Source organism: Litoribacterium kuwaitense (assembly GCF_011058155.1).
Lineage (GTDB): Bacteria > Bacillota > Bacilli > Bacillales > DSM-28697 > Litoribacterium > Litoribacterium kuwaitense.
Window position 1 is genome coordinate 77,613 of sequence record NZ_JAALFC010000009.1, and the last position, 22,534, is coordinate 100,146.

24 protein-coding genes are annotated in these 22,534 nt (G+C 44.0%); 18 read left to right on the forward strand and 6 right to left on the reverse strand.

Annotated elements, in window-relative coordinates:
• The first annotated feature begins 2 nt into the window (after positions 1-2).
• A complete protein-coding gene (locus tag G4V62_RS07570) occupies positions 3-1,118 on the forward strand; it encodes a Ger(x)C family spore germination protein (RefSeq protein WP_165200846.1) in 1,116 nt (371 codons plus the stop codon).
• A complete protein-coding gene (locus G4V62_RS07575; RefSeq protein ID WP_165200848.1) occupies positions 1,119-1,343 on the forward strand; it encodes a hypothetical protein in 225 nt (74 codons plus the stop codon). It begins immediately after the preceding gene.
• 295 nt (positions 1,344-1,638) lie between these two features.
• Here G4V62_RS07575 and nagZ read toward each other — a convergent pair whose 3' ends face one another.
• Positions 1,639-2,904, reverse strand: a complete 1,266-nt coding sequence (gene nagZ / locus G4V62_RS07580) for a beta-N-acetylhexosaminidase (RefSeq protein ID WP_165200850.1) — start codon at positions 2,902-2,904, stop codon at positions 1,639-1,641.
• Entirely contained in the window at positions 2,901-4,142 is a 1,242-nt protein-coding gene (locus tag G4V62_RS07585; protein ID WP_165200852.1) for an aminopeptidase, read from the reverse strand. The genes nagZ and G4V62_RS07585 overlap by 4 nt, the downstream gene beginning before the upstream one ends.
• A 146-nt stretch (positions 4,143-4,288) precedes the next feature.
• Here G4V62_RS07585 and G4V62_RS07590 point away from each other — a divergent pair, with 146 nt between their 5' ends.
• Both G4V62_RS07590 and G4V62_RS07595 read left to right on the forward strand, forming a co-directional pair.
• Positions 4,289-4,525: a DUF1659 domain-containing protein gene (locus G4V62_RS07590; RefSeq protein WP_165200854.1), complete on the forward strand. Its 237-nt coding sequence runs from the start codon at positions 4,289-4,291 to the stop codon at positions 4,523-4,525.
• On the forward strand, positions 4,525-4,746 hold the full coding sequence (locus G4V62_RS07595; protein ID WP_165200856.1) for a DUF2922 domain-containing protein: 222 nt from the start codon (positions 4,525-4,527) through the stop codon (positions 4,744-4,746). Before G4V62_RS07590 ends, G4V62_RS07595 begins: the two co-directional genes overlap by 1 nt.
• 59 nt (positions 4,747-4,805) lie before the next feature.
• On the opposite strand, the gene G4V62_RS07600 is transcribed toward G4V62_RS07595, so the two are convergent.
• Positions 4,806-5,621: a YusW family protein gene (locus tag G4V62_RS07600; RefSeq protein WP_165200858.1), complete on the reverse strand. Its 816-nt coding sequence runs from the start codon at positions 5,619-5,621 to the stop codon at positions 4,806-4,808.
• Between the two features lie 163 nt (positions 5,622-5,784).
• On the opposite strand from G4V62_RS07600, the gene G4V62_RS07605 reads away from it, so the two are divergent.
• The 11 genes from G4V62_RS07605 (at position 5,785) to G4V62_RS07655 (ending at position 16,352) form a co-directional block, all read left to right on the forward strand.
• Positions 5,785-6,810: a LacI family DNA-binding transcriptional regulator gene (locus tag G4V62_RS07605; protein ID WP_165200860.1), complete on the forward strand. Its 1,026-nt coding sequence runs from the start codon at positions 5,785-5,787 to the stop codon at positions 6,808-6,810.
• A 5-nt stretch (positions 6,811-6,815) separates the two neighbouring features.
• On the forward strand, positions 6,816-7,766 hold the full coding sequence (locus G4V62_RS07610; RefSeq protein WP_165200862.1) for a sugar kinase: 951 nt from the start codon (positions 6,816-6,818) through the stop codon (positions 7,764-7,766).
• 11 nt (positions 7,767-7,777) lie between these two features.
• Positions 7,778-8,404: a 3-hexulose-6-phosphate synthase gene (gene hxlA / locus G4V62_RS07615; RefSeq protein ID WP_165200864.1), complete on the forward strand. Its 627-nt coding sequence runs from the start codon at positions 7,778-7,780 to the stop codon at positions 8,402-8,404.
• A complete protein-coding gene (gene hxlB / locus G4V62_RS07620) occupies positions 8,401-8,952 on the forward strand; it encodes a 6-phospho-3-hexuloisomerase (protein WP_165200866.1) in 552 nt (183 codons plus the stop codon). The genes hxlA and hxlB overlap by 4 nt, the downstream gene beginning before the upstream one ends.
• A gap of 12 nt (positions 8,953-8,964) precedes the next feature.
• Entirely contained in the window at positions 8,965-9,981 is a 1,017-nt protein-coding gene (allD, locus tag G4V62_RS07625) for an ureidoglycolate dehydrogenase (RefSeq protein ID WP_165200868.1), read from the forward strand.
• Positions 9,982-10,184: 203 nt separating this feature from the next.
• The gene (locus G4V62_RS07630) at positions 10,185-11,432 is read left to right on the forward strand and encodes an ABC transporter substrate-binding protein (protein ID WP_312855452.1); all 1,248 of its coding nucleotides are present in this window, start codon (positions 10,185-10,187) and stop codon (positions 11,430-11,432) included.
• A 26-nt stretch (positions 11,433-11,458) separates the two neighbouring features.
• Positions 11,459-12,394 carry a carbohydrate ABC transporter permease gene (locus G4V62_RS07635; RefSeq protein ID WP_165200872.1) on the forward strand — a complete coding sequence of 312 codons (936 nt, stop codon included), beginning with the start codon at positions 11,459-11,461 and terminating at the stop codon, positions 12,392-12,394.
• 12 nt (positions 12,395-12,406) lie between these two features.
• A complete protein-coding gene (locus G4V62_RS07640; protein WP_165200874.1) occupies positions 12,407-13,231 on the forward strand; it encodes a carbohydrate ABC transporter permease in 825 nt (274 codons plus the stop codon).
• 381 nt (positions 13,232-13,612) lie between these two features.
• Positions 13,613-14,356, forward strand: coding sequence for an ABC transporter ATP-binding protein (locus G4V62_RS07645; protein ID WP_165200876.1), 744 nt, complete (start codon positions 13,613-13,615; stop codon positions 14,354-14,356).
• Complete coding sequence (locus G4V62_RS07650) at positions 14,353-15,567, forward strand: ABC transporter permease (RefSeq protein WP_165200878.1); 1,215 nt, start codon at positions 14,353-14,355, stop codon at positions 15,565-15,567. The genes G4V62_RS07645 and G4V62_RS07650 overlap by 4 nt, the downstream gene beginning before the upstream one ends.
• A gap of 50 nt (positions 15,568-15,617) precedes the next feature.
• Entirely contained in the window at positions 15,618-16,352 is a 735-nt protein-coding gene (locus G4V62_RS07655) for an EcsC family protein (RefSeq protein ID WP_165200880.1), read from the forward strand.
• A gap of 132 nt (positions 16,353-16,484) precedes the next feature.
• On the opposite strand, the gene G4V62_RS07660 is transcribed toward G4V62_RS07655, so the two are convergent.
• Positions 16,485-17,720 carry an MFS transporter gene (locus G4V62_RS07660; RefSeq protein WP_165200882.1) on the reverse strand — a complete coding sequence of 412 codons (1,236 nt, stop codon included), beginning with the start codon at positions 17,718-17,720 and terminating at the stop codon, positions 16,485-16,487.
• Positions 17,721-17,806: 86 nt separating this feature from the next.
• Entirely contained in the window at positions 17,807-18,970 is a 1,164-nt protein-coding gene (locus tag G4V62_RS07665; protein ID WP_212508703.1) for a M20 metallopeptidase family protein, read from the reverse strand.
• A gap of 121 nt (positions 18,971-19,091) precedes the next feature.
• Here G4V62_RS07665 and G4V62_RS07670 point away from each other — a divergent pair, with 121 nt between their 5' ends.
• Both G4V62_RS07670 and G4V62_RS07675 read left to right on the forward strand, forming a co-directional pair.
• The gene (locus G4V62_RS07670; RefSeq protein WP_165200884.1) at positions 19,092-19,604 is read left to right on the forward strand and encodes a type 1 glutamine amidotransferase domain-containing protein; all 513 of its coding nucleotides are present in this window, start codon (positions 19,092-19,094) and stop codon (positions 19,602-19,604) included.
• A 163-nt stretch (positions 19,605-19,767) separates the two neighbouring features.
• Complete coding sequence (locus tag G4V62_RS07675) at positions 19,768-20,022, forward strand: DUF2164 family protein (protein WP_246218322.1); 255 nt, start codon at positions 19,768-19,770, stop codon at positions 20,020-20,022.
• Positions 20,023-20,206: 184 nt separating this feature from the next.
• Here the strand turns inward: G4V62_RS07675 and G4V62_RS07680 are convergent, their stop codons facing one another.
• Positions 20,207-20,707 (reverse strand): antibiotic biosynthesis monooxygenase, encoded by a 501-nt coding sequence (locus G4V62_RS07680; RefSeq protein WP_165200888.1) that lies wholly within the window; start codon positions 20,705-20,707, stop codon positions 20,207-20,209.
• Positions 20,708-20,927: 220 nt separating this feature from the next.
• Between G4V62_RS07680 and G4V62_RS07685 the strand changes: the two genes are divergently transcribed.
• Positions 20,928-22,534: transglycosylase domain-containing protein (locus tag G4V62_RS07685; protein ID WP_165200890.1), on the forward strand; the 1,607-nt coding region annotated here is incomplete at its 3' end.

Sequence of the window (22,534 nt, forward strand, 5' to 3'; positions counted from 1 at the left end):
TCATGCTAACAGGGTGTTGGGATGCTGTTGAAATCAATGACCTTTCACTCGTACAAGGTGTAGGGATTGATTTTGTGGAAGATGAAAAATTTCCGCTTCAAGTGACATTAGGATTGATGACACCCCTATCGTCTGCTGCAGAATCTCAATCGTCCTCTCCGTTTGAAGTGACTACAGTGAAAGAAACAGGGGACTCCATAGCTACGGCGATTCAGAAGGCTAGAATTAACACAGGGAATGAGCTGTTTTGGGGCAATAATGATTCACTCATCATTTCAGGGGCAGTTGCCGAGAAAGGCATCCTTGGTATAATTGATTATTTTGCTCGCTTTCCAGAAGCCGTCTTACGTCAAAAGGTGTTTCTCACGAGCAAACGGGCAGAGGATTTACTCAACATCTCTTCCTCTCACGGAAAAAAGGTTCCTGATTTACTTCAATCATTTACGAGATTAGAGCCTGGCTTAGCGTCAAATTTATTAGAGCTGTTAGGCATGATTAACGATGTCGGAGAAACCGCTTTAATCCCATATATCGATTTATTTGAAGCGAATGATAAAGATATCGTGTTAAGCTTTTCAGGAATAGGTGTTTTGAAAAAAGGTGCTCTAAAAGCGGTTATCCCGCAGAAGCAGCATGATGAGCTTTTATGGTTACGGGGAGAACTTAATAGCAGTGTTGTTTATATACCGAATCCACAGAAAGAAAAAGAGGGCTTTTCGCTACATGTGTATAGCGTCGAGTCAACATTAAAGCCGGAAATCAAAAATGGGCAATGGATCATGACCGTTGAGATCATTAACCATGCGGAATTTTATCAAAATGAGACATATTTAAAGACCATATCGTATCAAGAAAAAGAAACGTTTCAAACGATGGCGCGCAATGAAATGCAAAAAAGGTTTGCCGAGTTGATTCAATATGCACAACAGGATATTAAGCTGGACATTTTTCAATACGCAGAGGAATTTTATAATCACTATCCAAAAGAGTTTAAGAACGTAGAGGATCAATGGGAAGACGTCTTTCAAAACATGGACATTCGTGTAGAACAAAAATGGATTATTGAACGGACGGGACTGATGAATGAAACGTCATTTCCCCCAGAAAGAGGTGAGTAAATGCCTGCTTTTTTGGTCATTTCCCTCTGGTTGCTATTTGTCGCTGTTTTCACGTGGTTTATTTATCGTTTTGTCACCGACGGGGGTAAGCTGCTGACGAAGAGAGAGAAAGCGATCTTCTTTTCTTTCCATCTGTTTGTTTTTATGCTCGGGACAGTACTGATCGTCTATCCTGAACTCCCTGGGCTCTCTGATGCGGTTTCGTGGATTTTTCAATGGGCATAGAGGATGGCTTGAAAAGAAGATCCTCATCTCATCGAATGTAAGGTTTGGGTGACAGAGTATAGGAAGACGTGAACGCTTCTCCTCTTGGAAAGGCAAGATCAATACTTTCATTTAATTTTCGCAGTAAAAAAGTGTAGGCAAAGCGAGCTGTTCACGGCTTTGTCTACACTTTTCTTATAAATGTTTAAGCAAATTTTACATCGTCTTGAAACCGCCTGTCAGTCGAGGGGTTATTCAATATAGGAGCAGGTGAACTTGTGAGCGTTTGTAAACAAGTTCATGAAAAAGACACTTTTTATGCTTGATCGAGCACTTTTTGGCGAAGGGCGTTGAGCTCCTTTAGGTCAGGTGGGGGGACCACTTCGTCTGTTAGTTTACCTTGCTCTTTCATCCGCAAAATGCGACGTACGCTCTCATTGAGCTGCTGTTCAGTGATGACGCCTTTCGCTACGGCTTTTTTCACTTCCTGAAAGGCCGAAAGCGTATTTTGGGAGCCGTGACTAATGAGGACGACGTCGTTACCCGCTTTGATTGCTTTTACCGTGGCTTCAGCAATCGTATATTGACTTAAAATCGCCTCCATCGTTAAGTCATCCGTCATGATAACACCTTGAAATTGCAGTGTGTCTCGCAGCAAGTGCTTGATCACGATTGGCGATAAGGAGGATGGCGTGTCTTGGTCAAGGTTTTTTACTAAAAGGTGTCCAACCATGAAGGCAGGCATTTCATCTTTAATTGCGGCACGAAATGGGACGAGTTCTAGCTGCTTTAATTCTTCCAATGACTTATTTACAATAGGTAAGGCAACATGCGAATCGACAATCGTGTCGCCATGACCTGGGAAATGCTTTCCGACTGGTGCGACATTTGCCTCTTGAAGCCCTTCGGCGAAGGCGAGGGCATGCTCGGTCACTTGAGTTGGCTCATGACTAAAGGCTCGGCTTCCGATGACGGGATTGTTTTGTTCACTATTGACATCCAGTACAGGTGCAAAATCGATGTTGATCCCAAGTGCTTGAAGTGAGCTACCGGTCGCCTCGCCAGCCAAATAAGTGACTTCTGGATCTCCTTGTCCAAAAGTTGCAGCTGCTGGAAAGGGGAGAAATGCACTGCTCGGGAGCCGACTAACGTCCCCACCTTCTTCATCAATTCCAATCCAAAGAGGAATAGGGGAGGTATGGTGCGATTTTAATTGATTCGTTAGGGCCAGAGTTTGTTGAGGTGATTCGATATTTCGAGAAAATAAAATAATGCCTCCAACCGGAAAGTCAAGTAATTGTCCAGCGGTGGCTTGGTTCCATTTTGTTCCTTCAATCCCGACGAAGAAAAGCTGTCCTATCTTTTCGTCAAGACTCATGCTTTCAAGCTGTTGCTCGACCTTTGATTGAAATAAAGAGGCGGGTGGTGCTGAGCGTTGTTGATAGACAATGTCACGTTGACCTTTCGAGCCTTGATTTGGTTTGGTGTTGTTTGCGCAGCCACTGAGTCCAATCATTATGCACAATAAGAACGTCAAATAGAACGCTCCGCGAAAAGCGGAGCGTTTGCTATATTGTGTCATGAAATGTCGTCTGCCCAGTTTCCATCTCTAAAGAGCGGAACGAGCGTACCGTCTGCTTTTTTTCCGTCAATATTTAAGTGTTCAGAACCAATCATAAAATCGACGTGTGTCATACTGACGTTTGCACCATGCTCTTTCAGTTCGTCCTTCGTCATTTCTTTTCCGCCTTCAATTGTGAATGGGTAAGCGGTGCCGAGAGCGATATGGCAGGAGGCATTTTCGTCAAATAATGTATTAAAGAAAATGATGTTTGATTGTGAAATCGGCGAATCGTGTGGGACGAGTGCAACTTCTCCAAGTCGTTTAGCGCCTTCATCGGTGTCTAAGAGCTCTTTGAGTGTATCAAGGCCTTTTTCCGCCTTAACGTCGACCACCTTCCCGTCTTCAAACGTAAAGGAAAAGTTCTCAATAAGTGTACCTCCGTAATGAAGGGGCTTCGTGCTCGTAACGGTTCCATGAACGCCGTCTCTCTTAGGCATCGTAAACACTTCTTCAGTCGGCATATTAGGCATGAAAGAATGCCCGTTATCGTTCGTAGAGGCCGCTGATAACCAGCGATGTCCTTTTGGCAACTCTAGTACTAAGTCTGTTCCAGGTCCTTTATAAATGAGAGCTTCAAACTGTGCATCATTTAAGAAATCGGCTTTTTCATGAAGCTTGTCATTATGAGTTTCCCAAGCTTTGACAGGATCGTCTTCATTGAGACGGTTGACTTGGAAAATTTGCTCCCATAGGCGTTCGATCGCTTTTTCTTCAGTTTCATTTGGAAACACTTTAGCTGCCCACTCTGGCGTAGGTGTAGCGACAATGGTCCAGCTCACTTTATCGTTCATGCGTGCATCTGTATACTTTTCCAATGCTTTCGAGGAGGCTTTTCTAGCACGGGCGACTTTTTTAGAGTCAATGTCTTTTAGAAGCTCAGGGTTTGGAGCGACTATGTTCATGAAGGCGGCGCCTTCTTCAGCAAGCTGCTCATAGGCACGTACTTTCCAAGTAGGAAATTCATCGAGCGCTTCTTCCGGAGCGTGCTGAAATTTAGTTAGCGTGAGTCCGTCGTCACTCCAGTCAACGTGGACATGGCGAGCACCAGCAAGGTACGCCTGTTCGACAACTTGACGGACGAAAGGTATGGATTGGGTGCTCGCATTAATGACAAGTGTTTGTTCAGGCTGGATGTTAATGCCAGTTTTGACAGCGAGTTCGGCATATTGCGTAATTTTCTTTTCAAAGTCTTGCATCGTAAAGACCCCTTTCACGAATAAAATGTGTGCGATTCGAACCTCCTCTTATCGTATCACATATTAAAAAAAGACTCTTTTTCGATGTCCCTTTTTTATAAAGAAAGATCGTTATGTAAGTAGAAAGAGCAAAGGAGGTGAAGTTCATGATAAAAACAAGTTTAAAAGAAACGCAGCTGCAGCTTATTTTTGCTGATGGTGTAGATCAAGAGGGAGAACCACAATTTGTGATCGATCGCTTTAACACTATCCAACCCGAAGTAACAGATGATGTGCTATATCAGGCTGCCCAAAAGCTTGCGGCACTAACAACACAAGAAATTGTCGCTGTACACCGGAGCAATGATTACGAGTTAACTTATGAAGAAGAGGGGGCTTCATGATGTCTAAACAGCTTGAATTAAAATTTGTCAACAGCATAGGGACGACGAATACGATCTCAATTGATCAGCCCATCGATCCCGTCGATTCGGCAGAAATTCAAGAAACAATGACTTGGTTTGTAGACAACGACATCTTTCAAACGTCTGGTGGTCGTTTTGTTTCATTAAAAGAAGCACGGATCGTCGAGCGAAATGTGCAGTCTATCCCGTTAGATTTGTAAATTGACTACATTCAGAGAAGGGGGACGGTTGTCCTCCTCCTCTGAACTCCTATTGCTGCCTATGTGTTTTTGTCTTCCTTCTCATAAAGGTATGAACGTTGTGTCTCATCTGTAAAATAAATGTCAAGTGCAATATTTTCCGCATTCCGGAGTAGAAACAGGTTCATCACTTGGCGAAGGGCATCTGCTTCAGACGTTTGCTTCTGGATGTTTGTTGCCCGAAAAAGTGGATCGAGCTGAACAACGGCACTGCTTCCAACGAGGCGGATATCATTTCTTTCATCATGAATGAAAGACTCGCCAAGGTTTTTATGATCATACATAATTGAATAAGTGGATTTTTCTGGAAAGGTTGCTGTTAAATAAAAAGCAGAAAAATAAGGGCTCTCTGTTTCATTTTCTTCAGCAAGCTCTTCCCGATCAAATGGGTTCGCCTCGTATGTTTTTACTTCTCCTGAGCTCAGGGTAACCTTAATATGTGCCTGTTTAAAATCATTTTGCAACGCAAAGGTTTGCAGCGTTTCATAAAGAATTTCTTTTGCTTTTCGGTTCTCGACAGAGCTTAAAGTTTCATGGAGTGGGCTTAGTCGCTCAATGGCAGCTTCTCCATGAAGTACTTCAGACGAGCGATCATCACGAAGTTCTATCATGTCAATCGTATCGTCATTTGTCCCGACAAACAAGGCAAACTCATGATCTTCTGGAAGTGTTGCGTTAAAGGAAAATGATTGAAAGGGGAGAGACGTCATTTGGTCTTTTGATTGATCATCCATTTCATTTGGAGGCGGTGCATCAATATCTTCGGGCTGTACTCCGCAACTAGTCAGACTAAGGCAAGCTACAAAAATCAGTAATAGACGCTTGAAATAATCCATTAATGTCTCCCCTTTCTGTGAACTGGCAATGTTTTGCATTTGAAATTTACTTTTCCCTGAAAACACATTTTTATGTGAAAAAGATAAAAAGATATTGAAAAGTGTTTTTCATTTTTGTACACTTTTTATAAACCGATTTACTAAATCGATTTAGGGTGATAAGTTGAAAAAAACGACAATGGCAGATGTGGCTCGCGAAGCAGGTGTATCAAAAAGTACCGTTTCTCAGTATGTAAACGGGCGCTACGACTATATGAGTGAGCAAACGAAGCAAACGATTGAACGAGCGATTGAAGCGCTTTCTTACCGTCCGAATACACTTGCAAGAAGCTTGAAGCAGAAGCAGACGTCAACGATTGGCGTCATTGTAGCTAATTTACTAAATCAATTTAGCTCTGAGGTTGTCCGTGTCGTCGAAAGTGTTTGTCATGACGAAGGCTTTCACGTCTTTGTCTGTAATGCTGAAGATGACCCGGCAAAGGAGAAGCAATACATTGAAATGCTGCTTGACAGACAGGTGGACGGACTAGTTCTTTTTCCGACAGAAGCGAACAAAGCATATTATGCCTCGCTACTTAAGCAAGGGTATCCGCTCGTCTGTTTAGATCGACTCGTCGATGGGTTAGACGCCCCGTTTGTACTGCTTGATCATGCCCAAGCGTCGATGCTTGCTGTCGATTATTTAGTTTCCAAAGGTCATCGAGACATTGGTTTTATCGGAATGCCTGTCGGTGAGGTGATCACAGCACGGATCGAGCGACGAGAAGCATTTGAGGCAGCGATGAGGCATCGGGATTTACGTATAAACGAACATTGGCTGCAAAATGTCCCTTTAGACAATATGCATGACGTTTTAGAAGACATGTTTTACGATGATGGACCAACGGCATTAATCGCGGCCAACGATCAAACGTTGAATGAAGTGTTGATGTATGCAAAGAAGAAAAAAATGAAACTGCCGGAAGCTTTTAGTGTCGTATCTATGGACCACGTTAGTTATGCACCATTTTTTACACCGAGCATCACGACGATTGCTCAGCCGGCAACGGAGATGGCTGAATGTGCTGCACATTGGCTTCTTCAATGGATTACATCAGGTGAACGGCCGAGTGAAGCTGTTATGCGCCGATTCGCACCGAAATTGACAATACGAGAAAGCTGTAAAGAGAACGGTGAATTAGGAGAGTGAAGAAGATGCCAGAGATCATAACCATTGGGGACGCAATGGTGACAATGAATCCGCTGCGCAGAGGACCTCTGCGCTTTAGCGATACCTTTGAGCGTACAGCGGGTGGCGCGGAGTTGAATGTAGCCATCGGCTGCGCCCGTCTCGGTTTATCGACAGGCTGGATCAGTCGTTTAGGCAAGGACGAATTTGGCCGATATTTAAAGCATTTTGCTCAAGGTGAAGGTATTGATATGAGTCACGTTTCGTTCTCTCAACATGCGCCTACTTCTGTGAACTTTAAAGAAATCAACGAGGATGGGAGTGGACGGACGTTTTATTATCGGCATCCGTCGCCAATCACATCTTTAAAAGCCAACGATATCGCCGATCGCTGGTTTGGCTCCGCACAGATTTTTCATATGACAGGGGTTTACCCAGCGATTCATCCGGAACACCGTGCCGTCATGATGGAGCTATTAAAGAAAGCGAAGGCTCATGGGGTCACGGTCGTGATGGATCCGAATATTCGTTTGAAATTATGGGATGCCGATGAAGCAAAAGAAACGCTGACCTCTTTTCTTCCTTATGTGGATGTGTTGTTAACAGGCGATGAAGAGGGAGAGCTCTTATTTGAAACGCAAGTGCCGGAAGAAATCGCTGCTCAGGCACAGGCGTATGGGATTCATACTGTAGCTGTAAAGATGGGTGCGCAAGGATCATTTGCCAAGCGTAAGGATCAACAACACTATTGTTCAGCGCGAAAGCCACGAAAAATCGTTGATACCGTAGGGGCTGGAGATGGCTTTGATGCAGGCTTTATTTACGGATTATTAAAAGGTTTAACGCTTGAGGAGACACTCACGTTTGCAAATACAATTGGCTCAATGGTGGTCAGTGTATCGGGTGATAATGAAGGGCTTCCATATCTTGAAGACGTTCTTGCAATCTTAAACGAAGAAAAAACGATTGAAAGGTAGGGGGTGTAAAGATGAAGCTTCAGCTTGCGTTAGATCGTTTGTCTGAAAAAGAAGCGTTTGCCATGGCGCAACAAGTGAAACATGAAGTCGATTGGTTTGAAGTGGGTACTGGTGTGATCAAGCAGTACGGCATGTCATTCGTTACGAAAATGAAAGAAACATTCCCGGAGCATACCATCGTTGCCGATATGAAAACGTGCGATGCGGGGAAGCATGAAGCTTTGCAAGCATTTGATGCAGGCGCTGATGTGACAACAGTGATGGCTTTCTCGCACCTCAAGACAATGACTGAAATGCTTGAGGTCGCTGAACGAACAAATCAACGCGTCATGGTCGATCTGCTCGGTGTCACAGACCGAACACTCGTCGAGAAAATATACGAGGCAGGAGCACGGTTTTTTAGCTTGCATGCAGGTAAAGATATGCAGCAAGAAGGCCAAACGGCAGCAGTATCACAGCACCGACTAGTGGCCGACCTTCCTGACGCTACATTTACAGTCGCGGGAGGAATCAACTTACAAACTGTCCCCGCATTTTTGCCCATCCAGCCTGAAGCGATCATAGTCGGGAGTGCGATTACAAAGGCGGCAGATCCCCAAGAGGCTGCCAGAGCAATTCGGGAGGTGATCAATCAGTGAAAGAGACGATGAAAACTGTAGCGAATGAAGTCCTTACAGTAGTAGAGAGAGTATCTGAGCATGAAGCTGAAGCGGTTGCTCACGCTTTGTTGGAAAGCAATCGTATCTTCGTTTCCGGTGAAGGCCGCTCCGGTTTAGTTGGAAAAACTTTTGCAATGCGGTTAATGCACGGTGGTTTTCCCGTGTTTGTGATTGGTGAAACAATCACTCCGAGTGTAGCTGAAGGAGATTTATTTCTTGCGATTTCTGGTTCAGGCTCAACAGGAAGCATTGTATCTCAAGCCGAGAAAGCGAAGCGTGCTGGAAGTCGGGTGGTTGCTGTGACAACAAACGGTACGTCGCCCTTAGCTCAATTGGCAGAGCATGTGCTTGAGATTCCAGCAGCAACAAAATACAGACGAAAAGAGGAGCCTCCAACTATTCAGCCTTTAGGAAACCAGTTCGATCAAAGTCTCCACTTAGTGTTAGACGCGATCATTATCTATGCCCTTGAAAAGAGCAAGATGGATCATGAAACAATGACAAAACGGCACGCCAATACAGAATAGGAGGACGAGGACATGGCAGATATCGTCGTAAACAAAGAAGAATTAGAAAAGCTGGTCGTAGATCGTTTGACAGAAGCAGGTTTGACAGAAGCAGTAGCGGTAAATGTGGCAGAAGTATTGGTGCATGCAGATGTCAGAGGTGTGCACTCGCATGGGGTTCTTCGGACTGAGCATTACGTGAAACGCTTAAATGAGGGTGGATTAAATCAAAACGCCAATTATACGTTCACAGCAACAGGTCCATGTAGCGGCATATTTGATGGGGACAATGGACTTGGTCACGACATTACTAAACAAGCTATGAATGAAGCGATCAAAATGGCAAAAACAAATGGACTTGGGGCAGTCGTTGTGAAAAACTCCAGCCATTGTGGCGCATTATCGTATTTTGTCCAGCAAGCTGCAAATGAAGGCTTGATTGGGATGGCGATGACACATACGGATCAAATCGTAACACCTTTCGGAGGAGCTAAGCCTTTCTTTGGGACGAATCCAATCGCTTATGGATTCCCTGCAAAAAAACATAAGCCAGTCATTATGGATATGGCGACAAGCAATGTCGCCCTTGGGAAAATTCTTCATGCAGAGGCAGCGGGAGAATCAATTCCCGAGCAATGGGGCGTAGATGAAAACGGAGAGCCGACGACCGACCCTTCACGTGTCAAGGCACTATCTCCTTTTGCTGGGCCAAAAGGCTACGGGTTGGGCATGGTTGTCGATATTATGTCTGGACTGCTTGCCGGCGCTGCTTTCGGGCCACATATAAAAACAATGTATGGCGATTATAATCAATATCGTCAGCTCGGTCATTTTGTTTGGGCGATCAATCCAGGTCAATTTACCGATCCAGCAGAATTTTTAACGCAAATGGATGCAATGATCGACGAGCTTCACGCTCAGCCTGCTGCCAAAGGGTTCTCTAAGGTCATGGTTCCAGGCGAGCCAGAGCATTTGAAGGAAGAACAGTCACTGAAAGAGGGGATTCCGGTCACAGAATCGGTTTATCAATATTTAAATGGAAGCAAATAAGTAACGAACTTATGAAGACTCCTAGGTTTGTCTGCCGGACAGCGCTAGGAGTCTAATTTCGTGACACGGTTTATGAAAAATTCATATTGGAGAAATCATTAAGCGAAAAAGCTGATGTTATCAATTGACAACCTTTAGACATATAAATTAATATAAACTACAATCAAAAAAAGAAAGCGCTTTCAAAAAAGGAGGGAATGACAGTGAACTTTGCTCGTATAATAATCATCATGACGTGTCTTCTAATGATGATCTCTGGCTGTACACCTGCGGCAGGAGAGCGAGGGGAAAAGCAAGAGATTACACTATGGTATTGGAATCGTAGTCTTGATGAAGACATTCTTGCCCAAGTTGAAGAGGTATTTCCCAATGTTGAATTAGATACCCAAAAAATTGGTGGAGATTTTAGATTGAAGCTGCAAACGACACTTGTAGGTCGTTCAGGAGGACCGGACATTATCGCTTTCAACGATTGGATTTCGCAATATTTGCCTTATGAAGAATATTTCGTCAATCTTTATGATTATGGAGCTAAGGATGTCGAAGAGCAATATTTAGAGTGGAAATGGAAGCTTGCCGAGACACAAGACGGAGAGAAATTGATCGCTTTGCCATTAGACACAGGACCTACAGGCTTATTTTATCGTGTCGATTTGTTTGAGCAAGCGGGGTTGCCTACGGACCCTGACGAAGTCGCAGAACAGTTAAGCACGTGGGATGCGTATATCGAGGCGGGGAAACAGCTGCAAGAAGAAACGGGCGTTCATATGTTTGATAGCGCCTTACAAGTCTTTCGTGCGCAATTGAGTCAAAGTCCAATGAAGCATTTTACATCTGAAAATGAATACATTGGAGACGAAGCGCACATGAAAGAAATGTGGGATCGAGCGGTCTCGGTAGCTGAGCAAGGCTTAACGTTTGGAGAAGTGAGTGGAACGGATTGGAATGCAGGATTAAATAACGGTCAGATTGCTTCCTTTGTGTCCGCTGTATGGCAAAAGAAAATTCTCGAAGATGCAGCACCAGATACAAGTGGGAAGTGGCGTATCGCAAGATCACCTGGGGGAGATGGCAACCAAGGGGGTTCGTTTCTTGGTGTCATGAACAGCTCCGAGCATAAAGAACTTTCTTATCAAATTATTGAATGGCTGATGAGTCCGGAAAATCAAACGACCGCGTACAAAACGTATGATCTATTTCCAGCAGCCAAGTCTTCGCTTGAGAGCGGTGAACTGTCTTCGGAGGAAGCATTTTTTGGAGGGCAGGACACTTCCGAGGTTTTTGTGGAATCAGCGAAAAACGTGCCAGAAACGTATTTAAGTGAATATAAACAGCTCGTAAATAGCATCTTTGAACAGGAGCTTCAGCTGGTGGAAAAGAGAGGAAAGGACCCTGAGCAAGCATGGAATGACGTACAGAAAGCCATTTCACGGGAATTGTCTCGACGATAAATTGTTAAAGAAGGGGATGAAATTCATTGAAAAACACGGTCGAAACGACGACACCCGAGTCTGTAGTTGTAAGACCACGAAAGAAAAGTCTTTATCATGACATTTGGAAGAACAGGGCGCTCTATCTGTTTATCTCACCGTTTTATATTTTGTTTTTAATTTTTGGATTATTCCCTATTTTGTATTCTGTGTTTCTTGCTTTTCAATCGTGGAACGGTCTTGGGGCCATGGAGTTCGTTGGCCTGGCACAATTTCAATATATGTTAACGGAGCCTGACTTTTGGCAGGCGGTCGGCAATACGTTTGCCATATGGTTTATATCAACAATTCCAATGCTGTTTTTTGCGATGATTCTTGCCGTCGTCCTTAATATACCGATGCTTAAATTCCGCGGAACGTATCGTACATTGTTTTTTGTAACGAATGTAACGTCGATCGTAGCTGTCGCGATTATCTTTCAATCAATCTTTAATAACGAATACGGCTTTCTTAATTATTTAATGACGTTGGTTGGTTTGGAGCCTCTGGAATGGATTAATCATGGGGTGTTGGTAAAATTTGTCCTCGCTTCTATGGTCATATGGCGTTTCACAGGCTATAACGCGATCATTTATCTCGCTGGGCTGCAAAGCATTCCGCAAACGTTATATGAAGCGGCGAAAATTGATGGTGCCAATGCGACGCAAACGTTTTTTAAAGTAACGATTCCGCTGCTGAAGCCGGTCATCTTATTCACCCTTATTATGTCAACGATCGGTGGTATGCAGTTGTTTACTGAACCTCAAGTATTGCTCGGTGACTCGGGAGGCGTTGGTGCTAGTGGGATGACCCTTTCCTTGTATATGTACGCACAAGCTTTTGTTGAAAGTCAGTTTGGATATGCAGCCGCGGTTTCGTGGGCATTATTTCTCTTGATTGGCGGTTTTTCATTCATCAATTGGAAATTTGTAAATCGGGTCTAAGGGGGGGCATTGATGGCTTCAAAACAAATGAAAATTGTTTTGCATACGATTTTACTCATCGGCGTCGTTGTGTCCATTTTTCCATTTTATTGGCTAGCTGTGATGTCAACAAACAGCACGAGTGAGATTCTTGCCTTTCCGCCTAATTTTCTTTTTGGCGACCAATTTATGACGAATGTGCAAAATGTCTTTGCGAATATTAATTTCTTCCAAGCGACGGCAAATACGTTGTTCGTTGCTGTCTTAACGACTGTCGGAACATTATTTTTCTGTTCTTTAGCCGGGTTTGCTTTTGCAAAATTTGATTTTCCAGGAAAGAATTTTCTCTTCATTTCCTTGCTAGCGACTATGATGATTCCTGCACAGCTTAGCTTTGTGCCTCAATTCCTTGTCATGGCGTTTATTGGGTGGGTAAATTCTTTTCAAGCCTTAATTGTACCTGGGCTAGCTGGTGCGTTCGGCATATTTTGGATTAGACAATACTGTCAGGAATCGGTACCTGATGAATTGCTTGACGCAGGGCGGCTTGATGGGTGTAGTCATTTTAGGCTTTACTGGCATGTGGCACTTCCTATATTGCGACCAGCGATGGCGTTTCTCGGTATATTTACGTTTATTGGTGTGTGGAATGATTACTTGTGGCCCCTCGTCGTGTTAAATGATTCGACCAAGTTTACGCTGCAGGTGATGCTCGCACAATTAAATGGTATTTATAACACAGATTACGGTATGGTCATGGCGGGTACGTTATTAGCGACATTGCCGTTAATCGTTCTGTTTGCGGTCTTCAGCCGCCAGTTTATTTCAGGAATTGCTGAAGGTGCCCTGAAAAGTTAACAGACACGCGAAAAACAGGATGCCGTCGTAGCATCCTGTTTTTGTTGAAGAAGAGGCTTTTTTACAGACAAGGTCTTACAGGTCACTGTCTTTCGTAGACACCCCCATCGTTGGTTAGCGACGTGTGATCGCAAAACTAAAAGATGCAAGTACGGACAGACAGATGCTTTTGTCCCTTTCAGACATCCTGATTTGGATAAGAAAAGCGATACTGCTTTACCTTCCAGAACGGGTCTGCTGTAATTAAACCTCTCTTCGTTGTTTAGATTATCCAGACATGACTGGAATTATTCATTTTTTTGCTTTATAAGGTTTGTTTCGTTTTTTGCTTGTTTTTTTGATACGATAAGAGAAAGTTTGACTTGATGGAGGGAAGACACAATGTCCTCATTATTATCGATACAGTCTTTAACTGGTGGGTACACACATACGAATGTCTTAAAAGATGTCACATTTGATATTAAAGCCGGCGAAATGGTCGCGTTAATTGGACTTAATGGTGCAGGAAAGAGTACAACGATAAAACATATCATCGGTCTAATGGAGGCAAAAAAAGGCCACGTCTTTATTAACGGTGAATCGTTTGTGCAATCTCCTGAGAGCTACCGACACCAATTTACATATGTTCCCGAAACGCCTTTATTGTATGACGAGCTGACGCTTCAGGAGCATCTTGAATTAACAGCGATGGCTTACGGTGTAGAGAAGAGCGTGTTTGAACAGCGGGTACCGTCACTTTTAAAAGAATTTCGCATGGAGAAGCGTTTAAATTGGTTTCCGGTCCATTTCTCTAAAGGAATGCGTCAAAAGGTCATGATCATGTGTGCGTTGCTCGTTGAACCATCTTTATATATCGTTGACGAACCTTTTGTTGGACTTGATCCGGTTGGAATCCAATCTTTTTTAACGATGATGCGTGAAAGAAAAGAAGCTGGCGCCGGTATTTTAATGTCGACACATATTTTGTCAACGGCCGAAAGGTATTGTGATCGTTTTGTCATTCTTCATGAAGGCACAGTACGAGCATTTGGAACATTAGATGAGTTGCGCCAGCAAATGAATATGCCTGAAGCGACACTCGATGATATGTATTTAAAACTGACGACTGAGGATGAAACGGTATGAATAACATCCATGATCTATGGAAAAGTCGTCTGAAAGGAACTGTACGTGAGCTAGCTCGTTACGGCAAGTATATTTTTAACGATCACTTTAAATTTGCGTTGTTGTTTGCCATTGGAGGAGGAGCTTACGTATATCAACAGTGGCTTCAAGCCTTACCTCCAGAATTCCCAACGGTGTTTGTCTGCGCCATTGTTATGGCGTTCGTTTTATCTTATAGTCCCGTATACACGTTTCTTAAATCGGCTGATATCGTGTTTATGCTTCCTTTAGAAAAGCAAATGGGATCGTATTTTTTCAAATCAGGAGGAGTCAGTTTTACGCTTCAAGCGTATGTGCTTATCATCGCCTTGGCTGCTCTTGCGCCCTTGTATTTAGCGACCGAGGGTGATGGACAAATGCTTCTGCTGGCTATTGGTGCAGCTGTACTGACAAAGATTTGGAATTTGGCCTCGGAGTGGGAGCTTTCTTATTATGTAGATTGGCGCATTCGAGCAGGAGAAAAGCTCGTTCGATTTACATTAAACGTCGTCTTCATGTTTTTTATATTCTCCGGAAGTTATTGGTTTGCCATCGTGATCGTACTGCTTATGCTTCTTTTGTATTTGTATATGAAAAGCAGTCGTAAACAACGATCGTTAAAGTGGGACCTTCTTATAGAGCAAGAGCAAGGACGAATGAAACTGTTTTACCGGATTGCGAACCTTTTTACAGATGTCCCTTCTGTGCAAGATAGAGCACGGCGAAGAAAGTATATGGATTGGGTCGTTAAACGTATCCCTTTTCAGCAGACAGCGACATATCGGTATTTGTATTGGCGTACGTTTTTAAGAACCGGAGAATACTTTGGCATTACATTACGTTTAATGGTCGTAGGCGCCCTTTTGATTTGGTGGCTTCCTTACGCCGTTGCTAAAATCGCTGTGGCGATTCTGTTTATTTATTTTATTGGTTTTCAGCTCAGTACGCTTTCCCGACATCACCGTGAGAAAATTTGGCTGTCCATTTATCCTGTATCTGAAGATGTCAAAGCACGTGCACTCGGAAGCGTCATCGAAACGCTGCTTATGACGGCGGCGATTTGCATGCCTCTTCCTTTAATCTTTACCAATTGGCTTATCGCTGTTGGAAGTATGGGGATTGGTCTTCTTTTTGCCTTAGCTTATGTACGATTGTATTTGGCGAAACGAATCCAACAGGCAGTTCGTACGTAACGTATTGTATTGTTAGGAAGGGAGCTGTTGTTTGGTTGGATGGACCGTTCATGGAGGATACTCGTTACTTAAAATATGTCTTGTTAGAATTAAGAGCGTGGGAGCAGGACATGTTGAAAAAGTCGTCATGGCTTCATCGAACCACAAAGTCAACACAGGTACGCCTACAAGCGCTGATTCCTGAAAAAGCCCACCAGGCGCTTACCGATGCAGTCCGCACGATGACTGAAACGTGTTTAACAGGATCAAAATGGACGACAAAGCCTAAAGACACATTATCATGGTCATTAGAACAGAAGGATCAGAAGGCGAGTGAGGTGTTGCGTCAGTATAAAAAATCAGCTGCCATTGAAGGTGCTGGTACTGGAGCTGGTGGCATTCTTTTAGGACTTGCCGATTTTCCCTTGCTGTTAGGCATAAAAATGAAGTGTCTCTTTGAAATGGTTTCCTGGTACGGCTTAGATACACGTTTGTACGAAGAGCGGCTGTTTATTTTGCATTTATTTCAGCTGGCGTTTTCCAGCGATTCGTATCGAAAACAGCTTTTTCCGGTCGTTAAGCATTGGAATCAGCATAAAGAGCGGCTTAAAGAAACTGATTGGCGAGCTTTTCAGCAGGAATATAGGGATCATATTGACCTCGTGAAAATGATGCAAATGCTTCCTGGCGTCGGTGCAATTGTAGGCGCATATGCCAATTACAACTTGTTAGATGTCCTCGGAAAAACAACGGTGAACGGCTGTCGTTTTCGCATACTTGCTCAAGAAAAGTTTTCAGAGGAGTAAAGGGTTCAGTCATTGTTACCAACCTTGACAAGTATTGGGTTAACTTGTTTCACCAATGAGGAGATATGTAAAAAGTCGTTGTTAAGAGGAAAAGCCCTGCTATGACTCGTGCCTGGCACAAATGACAAACCCCTAAACCGTTTTTGGCTTAGGGGCGTTGTCATTTTCTGTTTCAGGATCTATTAGGAAGCAGCAGCCAACGCCGACCAAGGCTAGACCAGTGAGTGTAAAAAAAAGCCCTTGCTTTGATACGTTCATTAGCACTGCTGTGATCGGTGGAGCTGCAGCTACGCCGATGAAACGAATGGACGAAAAGATGGCTGTCATCATGCCACGCTCATTTTTATCGATGCCTTCTGTAATAAAAGCATCAAGGCATGGGAGTGCGGCACCAATACCCAGTCCGCTAAAGAGAAGGCCCGCAAGTAGCCAGTATAGTCCATCAACAAAAGCAAGGCTGAAAACGCCAACGGTTGCCAAAATGAGCCCTGCCGTAGTCACCCATTTCATACGTATTTTTGAATGCTTAATCGTTCTACCCGCAAAAAAAGAAGCCCCGCATAATGCCAAAAGCGGCAAGGCAAGAACAAGCCCTTTTTGAACCCCCATGATCTGATACTGTTCCTCAAGTAGCGTGGATAAATAAAACAATACAGAAAAAATCACGAAAATACATAACCCTCCGATAGCAAAGACTGCAGTAAGCCAGCGTCCTTCTCTTTTAAAAGTCTTGCGAATGCGCCCGAGATAATCTTTAAGGGGAGGGGGCGAATCGGCGTCCGAAGGGGGAACTTTAACGAGAAAAACCAACGCCAGGAAAGAAAACAAGCAAAAGATAGGAAAGGCCCAAAAAGGCATAAACCATACCCATAACGCTAACGCTGCACCTATAATCGGGCTTAGCACTTTACCAAGTGTATTTGACGTTTCAATAATGCCTAACGCATTGGAGACCTCTTCGTCTTTCGTAAACATATCGCCAACCATTGGCAGCACGATCGGTGCTGCGCCTGCTGCTCCGATACCTTGTAGAAAACGTCCGCCTAAAATGACCATAAACGCAGCATCATTCATCTTCCAAGCAGCAAATCCAGCGATAAGACCACCAAGACCAGCAATGACTAAGCTCGGCAAAATGATGATCTTTCGTCCCCATCGGTCGGATAAATAGCCTGCCAAGGGAATGAGAAGGATGGCGACGATGGAGTAGACGGTTAAAATAAGACTTGATTGAAGTGCACTAATGTTTAACTCTTTTTCGATTGTCGGAAGGACAGGAATCAACATCGAATTGCCTAGAGTCATAACAAGTGGAATTGAAGCGACAGCCCCTAGCGCAAGCCCGCCATATTGTTTTTTCAATGACATTCCCTCATTTTTCTGAGATGAACATAGTGTTTGCTGAAGTCTTTGCTTTATTCATTGTTCATTGAGGGAAAACAAGGGATGCCAAACTATGCTTGTAAATAGGCGAGTGCAGCAGCAGTTAATGTTTTCGCAGCGATCAGCATGCCTTTTTCATTAATGTCAAATTTAGGGTGATGATGTGGGTAAGGAGTTTGTACCCCCTCAGGCTGTGCCCCTGTAAAGAAAAATGCGCCGGGGACGTGTTGCAAATAGTACGAAAAGTCTTCAGCTGGCATGACAGGCTTCATATAAGTGACGTCTTCTATGTCGGGTACTGTTGCTGCCCCTTTTTTAACAAAATCAATGGCTTTTGCATCATTGACAACGGCAGGGTAGCTCCGAGTATAGGTCAGATGAATATCGACATCATTATTTAAAGCTGTCCCTTGGCAAATGCGCCGAACCTCTTGCTCGACACGATCACGCACATCCGCTTGAAACGTGCGGACGGTACCGCTTAGTTTGACTTGATCGGCAATAATGTTAAAAGCGTTTTTACTTTCAAAAGAGCCAATGGTTAGTACCGCAGAATTGAGCGGATTGATGCTCCGACTTACGACAGTTTGTAAATTGGTGACTAGCTGTGAGGCTGCAAGGATGGCGTCTTTAGCAAGGTGAGGCTCGGCACCATGTCCGCCTTTTCCTTGTACAACAATATCGATACGGTCCGCTGCCGCCATCATCGGCCCCGGCGTCACCTGAACCGTTCCAGTCGGTGTTGTTGACCAGAGGTGGGTTCCGAAAATCATATCGACTCCTTCTAAACAGCCGTCTTCAATCATTTGTTTTGCCCCTCCTGGATGAAGCTCTTCAGCGTGCTGATGAATGAGAACGATTGTGCCTTTTAAGTCTTCCTTGTGTTGCCAAAAGGCTTCAGCTACATGCAGTAATGTTGACGTATGGGCATCATGACCGCATGCATGCATAACCCCTGGGACAGTTGATTTGTAAGGTACATCTTTTTCGTCTTGGATCGGAAGTGCGTCAAAATCGGCACGTAAGGCAACCGTTTTGCCTCGGTGCTTTCCGTCAATCGTCGCCACAACACCGTTGCCACCGACGTGTTCTCGAAAGGGAATACCCAATTTTCTGTAAGTTTCAACGATTTTTTCGGTGGTGTTTTTTTCTTGGAACGAGAGCTCAGGATGCTGATGGAAGTATCTTCTTATATCAACCATGCTCATAAACATCTCGTCAAGTGTAGTAAACATGTTTTGCAAAAGATCGACCCCTTTCTTTCTTGGCATTGTATCATACGAACAGAACATGTTTGATGAAAAGATGTGTCGGGAAACGGTCATTAAAATATGTTGCCTTAAGGAGTGGAGCAAAATGGCAAGCATTGCTGTTGTGATGACGAGTGAGTTTGAAGATATTGAATTTACAGCGCCGAAAAAAAGTTTTCAAGACGCGGGACATACGATGACCGTCATTAGCTTTGCGAAAGGACAAGAACTTAAAGGGAAACAAGGCGAGGCTGTCGTAACTTCGGACCTAAGCATTGACGAAGCAAACCCTCAACAGTTTGATGCGCTGCTCATTCCGGGCGGATTCTCGCCAGATCAGCTTCGGGCAGATCATCGATTTGTTTCCTTTGCTAAAGATTTTATGTTTGAGGACAAGCCGGTCTTTGCCATATGTCATGGTCCCCAGCTTCTAATTACGGCAGAAACGTTGCAAGGACGAAAAGTAACTGGCTATATCTCCATTCAGCAAGATTTAAAATATGCCGGTGCGACGGTGTTTGATAAGGAGGTCGTGACGTGTGGAAATTTAGTGACGAGTCGTGTGCCGGACGACATCCCTGCCTTTAATCAAGCAAGCTTGGCAAAGCTTGCGAACTAAGCAACATTACTTTCTTGCTGTACGGTTCAATATAACACCGTACAGTTTTTTATGTTCTATGATGGTGAAACTAAAAGCGATTTTTCCTCAACAAAAAGGAGAATAGATGTGCGTAACGAAGTAGTGGGGGTTGATTATACGTAAAAGAGGTGAATGATTGACGATGTTAATGCCTATAACGATACCAAAACGAGAAAAACTTTTGCTGTTAGAACAATTTCGTCAAGAAGTGGAAAAGGAGCTTGGGGAGGATCCCGGCCCTTTCGTTGGAGAACACCTAATGGACTTTATTTTAAAGCAGGCTGGTCCCTACGTGTATAATATGGCCATACAAGACGCACGAATGATGCTCGAAGAGAAATACGACAGTATGGTGGAAGAGTTGTATTCGCTTGAAAAAAGGCATCCTAAACTGTAAACAAAGTGCTATTGAAAAAGTTTCGCGCCTTGGTCTTCATCCATGTCATATAAATCTTCATTCGATTTGTTTGGACGAATGTGACCGATGTTAAACGGACAGATCCAAAATCAAATGTAGACAAAATCAAAAATGATCTTGTCTACAATGGAGCTGCCGGCTTCTTTGCCGGCGGCGTGAATTTTTAAACATCGTCGCTTTCTTCACGATCTTCTACTGGTTCATGATACACCTTCGTAAAGGATGGTTCAAACAACGAATGAGGTCCTTTTTGTAAAAAATGTTCATCAACTAAAGGGACAGAATGGTACTGGTAGCTCGTTTCTTTATCCCAGACACTCATAACGACATATTGGTGCCCTTTACGAGGGACGAGAACGTGTATACCGTGCAGTCCTGAACTAGGCTGAACCTTTTTATGAAGCTCTCGGTGACGCTGTTCGAAAAGCGGCTGACCTTCTTCAGTAATAGAAAGGTATTGAAAGGCAGCAAAAGCCCCTTGTAACGGTCCAGCGGAGGACAGTACGTCATACGTTTTTGCCTCCTTAAATTCTTTTGGAGGGGTATCATCGTTTATGACGAGGACAGCTGTCGGTCCGGAAATATAACAGGCCGTTTCTTTGTCAGGATGAGCCTCTCTCCATTTGCTTAAATAGTGATACGTCCCAATGGAAATGGCGATCATAATTTATCACTCCTTCTTTTTATGCTCTACCGACAGTTTACCCTTTTTTTTAATGATCCTGCAACCGTTTTTAAGTTTCTATAGGATTTTCCCAATGTCGAAAAAACAAAAAGAGGCTTGATTTTTTTGGCGATTCATGGGTTAATCGTAGCGGAGCTATAAAAAGGGAGTGGAATAATGCTGAGACGTCTTGGCAAGAGCGCTGGGGTTTTAGCGTTTTTTGTTTATTGCCATTACCGCTTATTTGTCGATTCTTTACGCAGGCGATTACATTATTGATGAAGAAAAGCTCGTTTTTGATGCGGCAAGTGAGCTCGTGGACGAAGATGGGCAATTGCTGACGAAATTATACGTACAAAATCGCGACCCTGTAACAGCGGATCATATACCTGATCATGTGAAGCAAGCATTTGTCGCTGTGGAAGATAGTCGTTTTTATGATCATCACGGTCTTGATCTTCGTTCGATAGGTCGGGCCGTTGTCAGAAATGTACAGGCTGGAGGAAAGGTTGAGGGAGGCAGTACGATTACGCAACAGTTGGCGAAAAATGTTTTTCTCTCTGCTGATAAGACGTGGCTGCGGAAAGCGAAAGAAGCAGTCATTGCGTTGCAACTGGAGAATCGTTACTCTAAAGAGAAAATTCTCGAGCTTTATTTAAATCGTATTTATTTTGGACACGGCGCTTACGGACTCGGTGCAGCTGCAAACACTTACTTTGGGAAAACAGTCGATGAATTGACCGTCGATGAAGGTGCTCTGCTGGCAGCCATTCCGAAAGCCCCAACACACTACTCTCCGATTGAACAGCCTGACTCAGCGCTTGAGCGTCGAAATCTTATTTTATCATTAATGGCAGATCAAGGGTTTTTGACCGCTGAAGAAGCTGTTCGTTATAAAGGGCGGACGATGCATGCGTCTCTTCACGGTCTTGGCGAAAATCCGGCTTTTTATACGTATATCGATTTAGTTTTAGAGGATGCAGCTAAACGTTATCAGTTGAGTCGGGAAGAGGTGTTAACAGGTGGCTATACGATTGAAGTTCCTCTAGACGAGGCGCTTCAGGAAAAAATTCATCAAGCCTTTGTCAATCAAGACAATTTTCCGCAGCTCGGTGAACAGACGAGTCAAGGTTCATTCGTTATGCTCGATAATAAAACAGGTGCTGTCATTGCTGCCGAAGGAGGACGGGAGTACGTCCCGCGCGGTTTTAATCGGATTTACGCCAAAAGACAGCCGGGCTCCGTTTTTAAACCATTAGCTGTGTACGGTCCTGCCCTTGATTTAGGCTATGGTCCTTATGCATTGTTAGAAGATCAGCAGCAATCTTATGGTTCCTATTCTCCGACTAATTATAATGGTGTTTATCAAGGGCAACAATCAATGTATGATGCAGTGATTTCCTCAGGCAATGCCGCTGCAGTATGGCTGTTGAACGAAATTGGCCTTGAACGAGGAAAGGAAAAATTGCTACAGGCTGGCGTACCGGTACAGGATGAGGGACTTCCAATGGCGCTTGGCGGAACGAAGGAAGGCATCACGCCGATGAGCATCGCCACGATGTATCGCGCTTTTGCGAATGAAGGAAAGACATCGTCTCCGCATGTGATCACAGCACTTTATGACCAGGAAGGTGAACTTGTTGAAGCTAAAGTGCCAGAGGACGTGTCTTTATTTTCGAAGCAAACGGCATGGTATATGACACGAATGCTTGAAGGGGTTATGGCTGAAGGAACGGGTGCAGGTCACGGCTATGGGGGAGCGATTGCCGGAAAAACAGGAACGACACAATATGATGCCGTCCAAGGAGGAAATCGAGACCTATGGTT

What these genes read in the sequence shown, in the direction of transcription:
- G4V62_RS07645 (WP_165200876.1), top strand. Translation starts at nt 13,613, where the DNA reads ATGTCCTCATTATTATCGATACAGTCTTTAACTGGTGGGTACACACAT.
- G4V62_RS07585 (WP_165200852.1), bottom strand. Translation starts at nt 4,142, where the DNA reads ATGCAAGACTTTGAAAAGAAAATTACGCAATATGCCGAACTCGCTGTC.
- G4V62_RS07600 (WP_165200858.1), bottom strand. Translation starts at nt 5,621, where the DNA reads ATGGATTATTTCAAGCGTCTATTACTGATTTTTGTAGCTTGCCTTAGT.
- G4V62_RS07570 (WP_165200846.1), top strand. Translation starts at nt 3, where the DNA reads ATGCTAACAGGGTGTTGGGATGCTGTTGAAATCAATGACCTTTCACTC.
- hxlA (WP_165200864.1), top strand. Translation starts at nt 7,778, where the DNA reads ATGAAGCTTCAGCTTGCGTTAGATCGTTTGTCTGAAAAAGAAGCGTTT.
- G4V62_RS07595 (WP_165200856.1), top strand. Translation starts at nt 4,525, where the DNA reads ATGTCTAAACAGCTTGAATTAAAATTTGTCAACAGCATAGGGACGACG.
- G4V62_RS07665 (WP_212508703.1), bottom strand. Translation starts at nt 18,970, where the DNA reads ATGTTTACTACACTTGACGAGATGTTTATGAGCATGGTTGATATAAGA.
- allD (WP_165200868.1), top strand. Translation starts at nt 8,965, where the DNA reads ATGGCAGATATCGTCGTAAACAAAGAAGAATTAGAAAAGCTGGTCGTA.
- G4V62_RS07610 (WP_165200862.1), top strand. Translation starts at nt 6,816, where the DNA reads ATGCCAGAGATCATAACCATTGGGGACGCAATGGTGACAATGAATCCG.
- G4V62_RS07640 (WP_165200874.1), top strand. Translation starts at nt 12,407, where the DNA reads ATGGCTTCAAAACAAATGAAAATTGTTTTGCATACGATTTTACTCATC.
- G4V62_RS07670 (WP_165200884.1), top strand. Translation starts at nt 19,092, where the DNA reads ATGGCAAGCATTGCTGTTGTGATGACGAGTGAGTTTGAAGATATTGAA.
- G4V62_RS07650 (WP_165200878.1), top strand. Translation starts at nt 14,353, where the DNA reads ATGAATAACATCCATGATCTATGGAAAAGTCGTCTGAAAGGAACTGTA.
- G4V62_RS07575 (WP_165200848.1), top strand. Translation starts at nt 1,119, where the DNA reads ATGCCTGCTTTTTTGGTCATTTCCCTCTGGTTGCTATTTGTCGCTGTT.
- G4V62_RS07660 (WP_165200882.1), bottom strand. Translation starts at nt 17,720, where the DNA reads ATGTCATTGAAAAAACAATATGGCGGGCTTGCGCTAGGGGCTGTCGCT.
- G4V62_RS07590 (WP_165200854.1), top strand. Translation starts at nt 4,289, where the DNA reads ATGATAAAAACAAGTTTAAAAGAAACGCAGCTGCAGCTTATTTTTGCT.
- G4V62_RS07675 (WP_246218322.1), top strand. Translation starts at nt 19,768, where the DNA reads ATGTTAATGCCTATAACGATACCAAAACGAGAAAAACTTTTGCTGTTA.
- nagZ (WP_165200850.1), bottom strand. Translation starts at nt 2,904, where the DNA reads ATGACACAATATAGCAAACGCTCCGCTTTTCGCGGAGCGTTCTATTTG.
- G4V62_RS07680 (WP_165200888.1), bottom strand. Translation starts at nt 20,707, where the DNA reads ATGATCGCCATTTCCATTGGGACGTATCACTATTTAAGCAAATGGAGA.
- G4V62_RS07655 (WP_165200880.1), top strand. Translation starts at nt 15,618, where the DNA reads ATGGAGGATACTCGTTACTTAAAATATGTCTTGTTAGAATTAAGAGCG.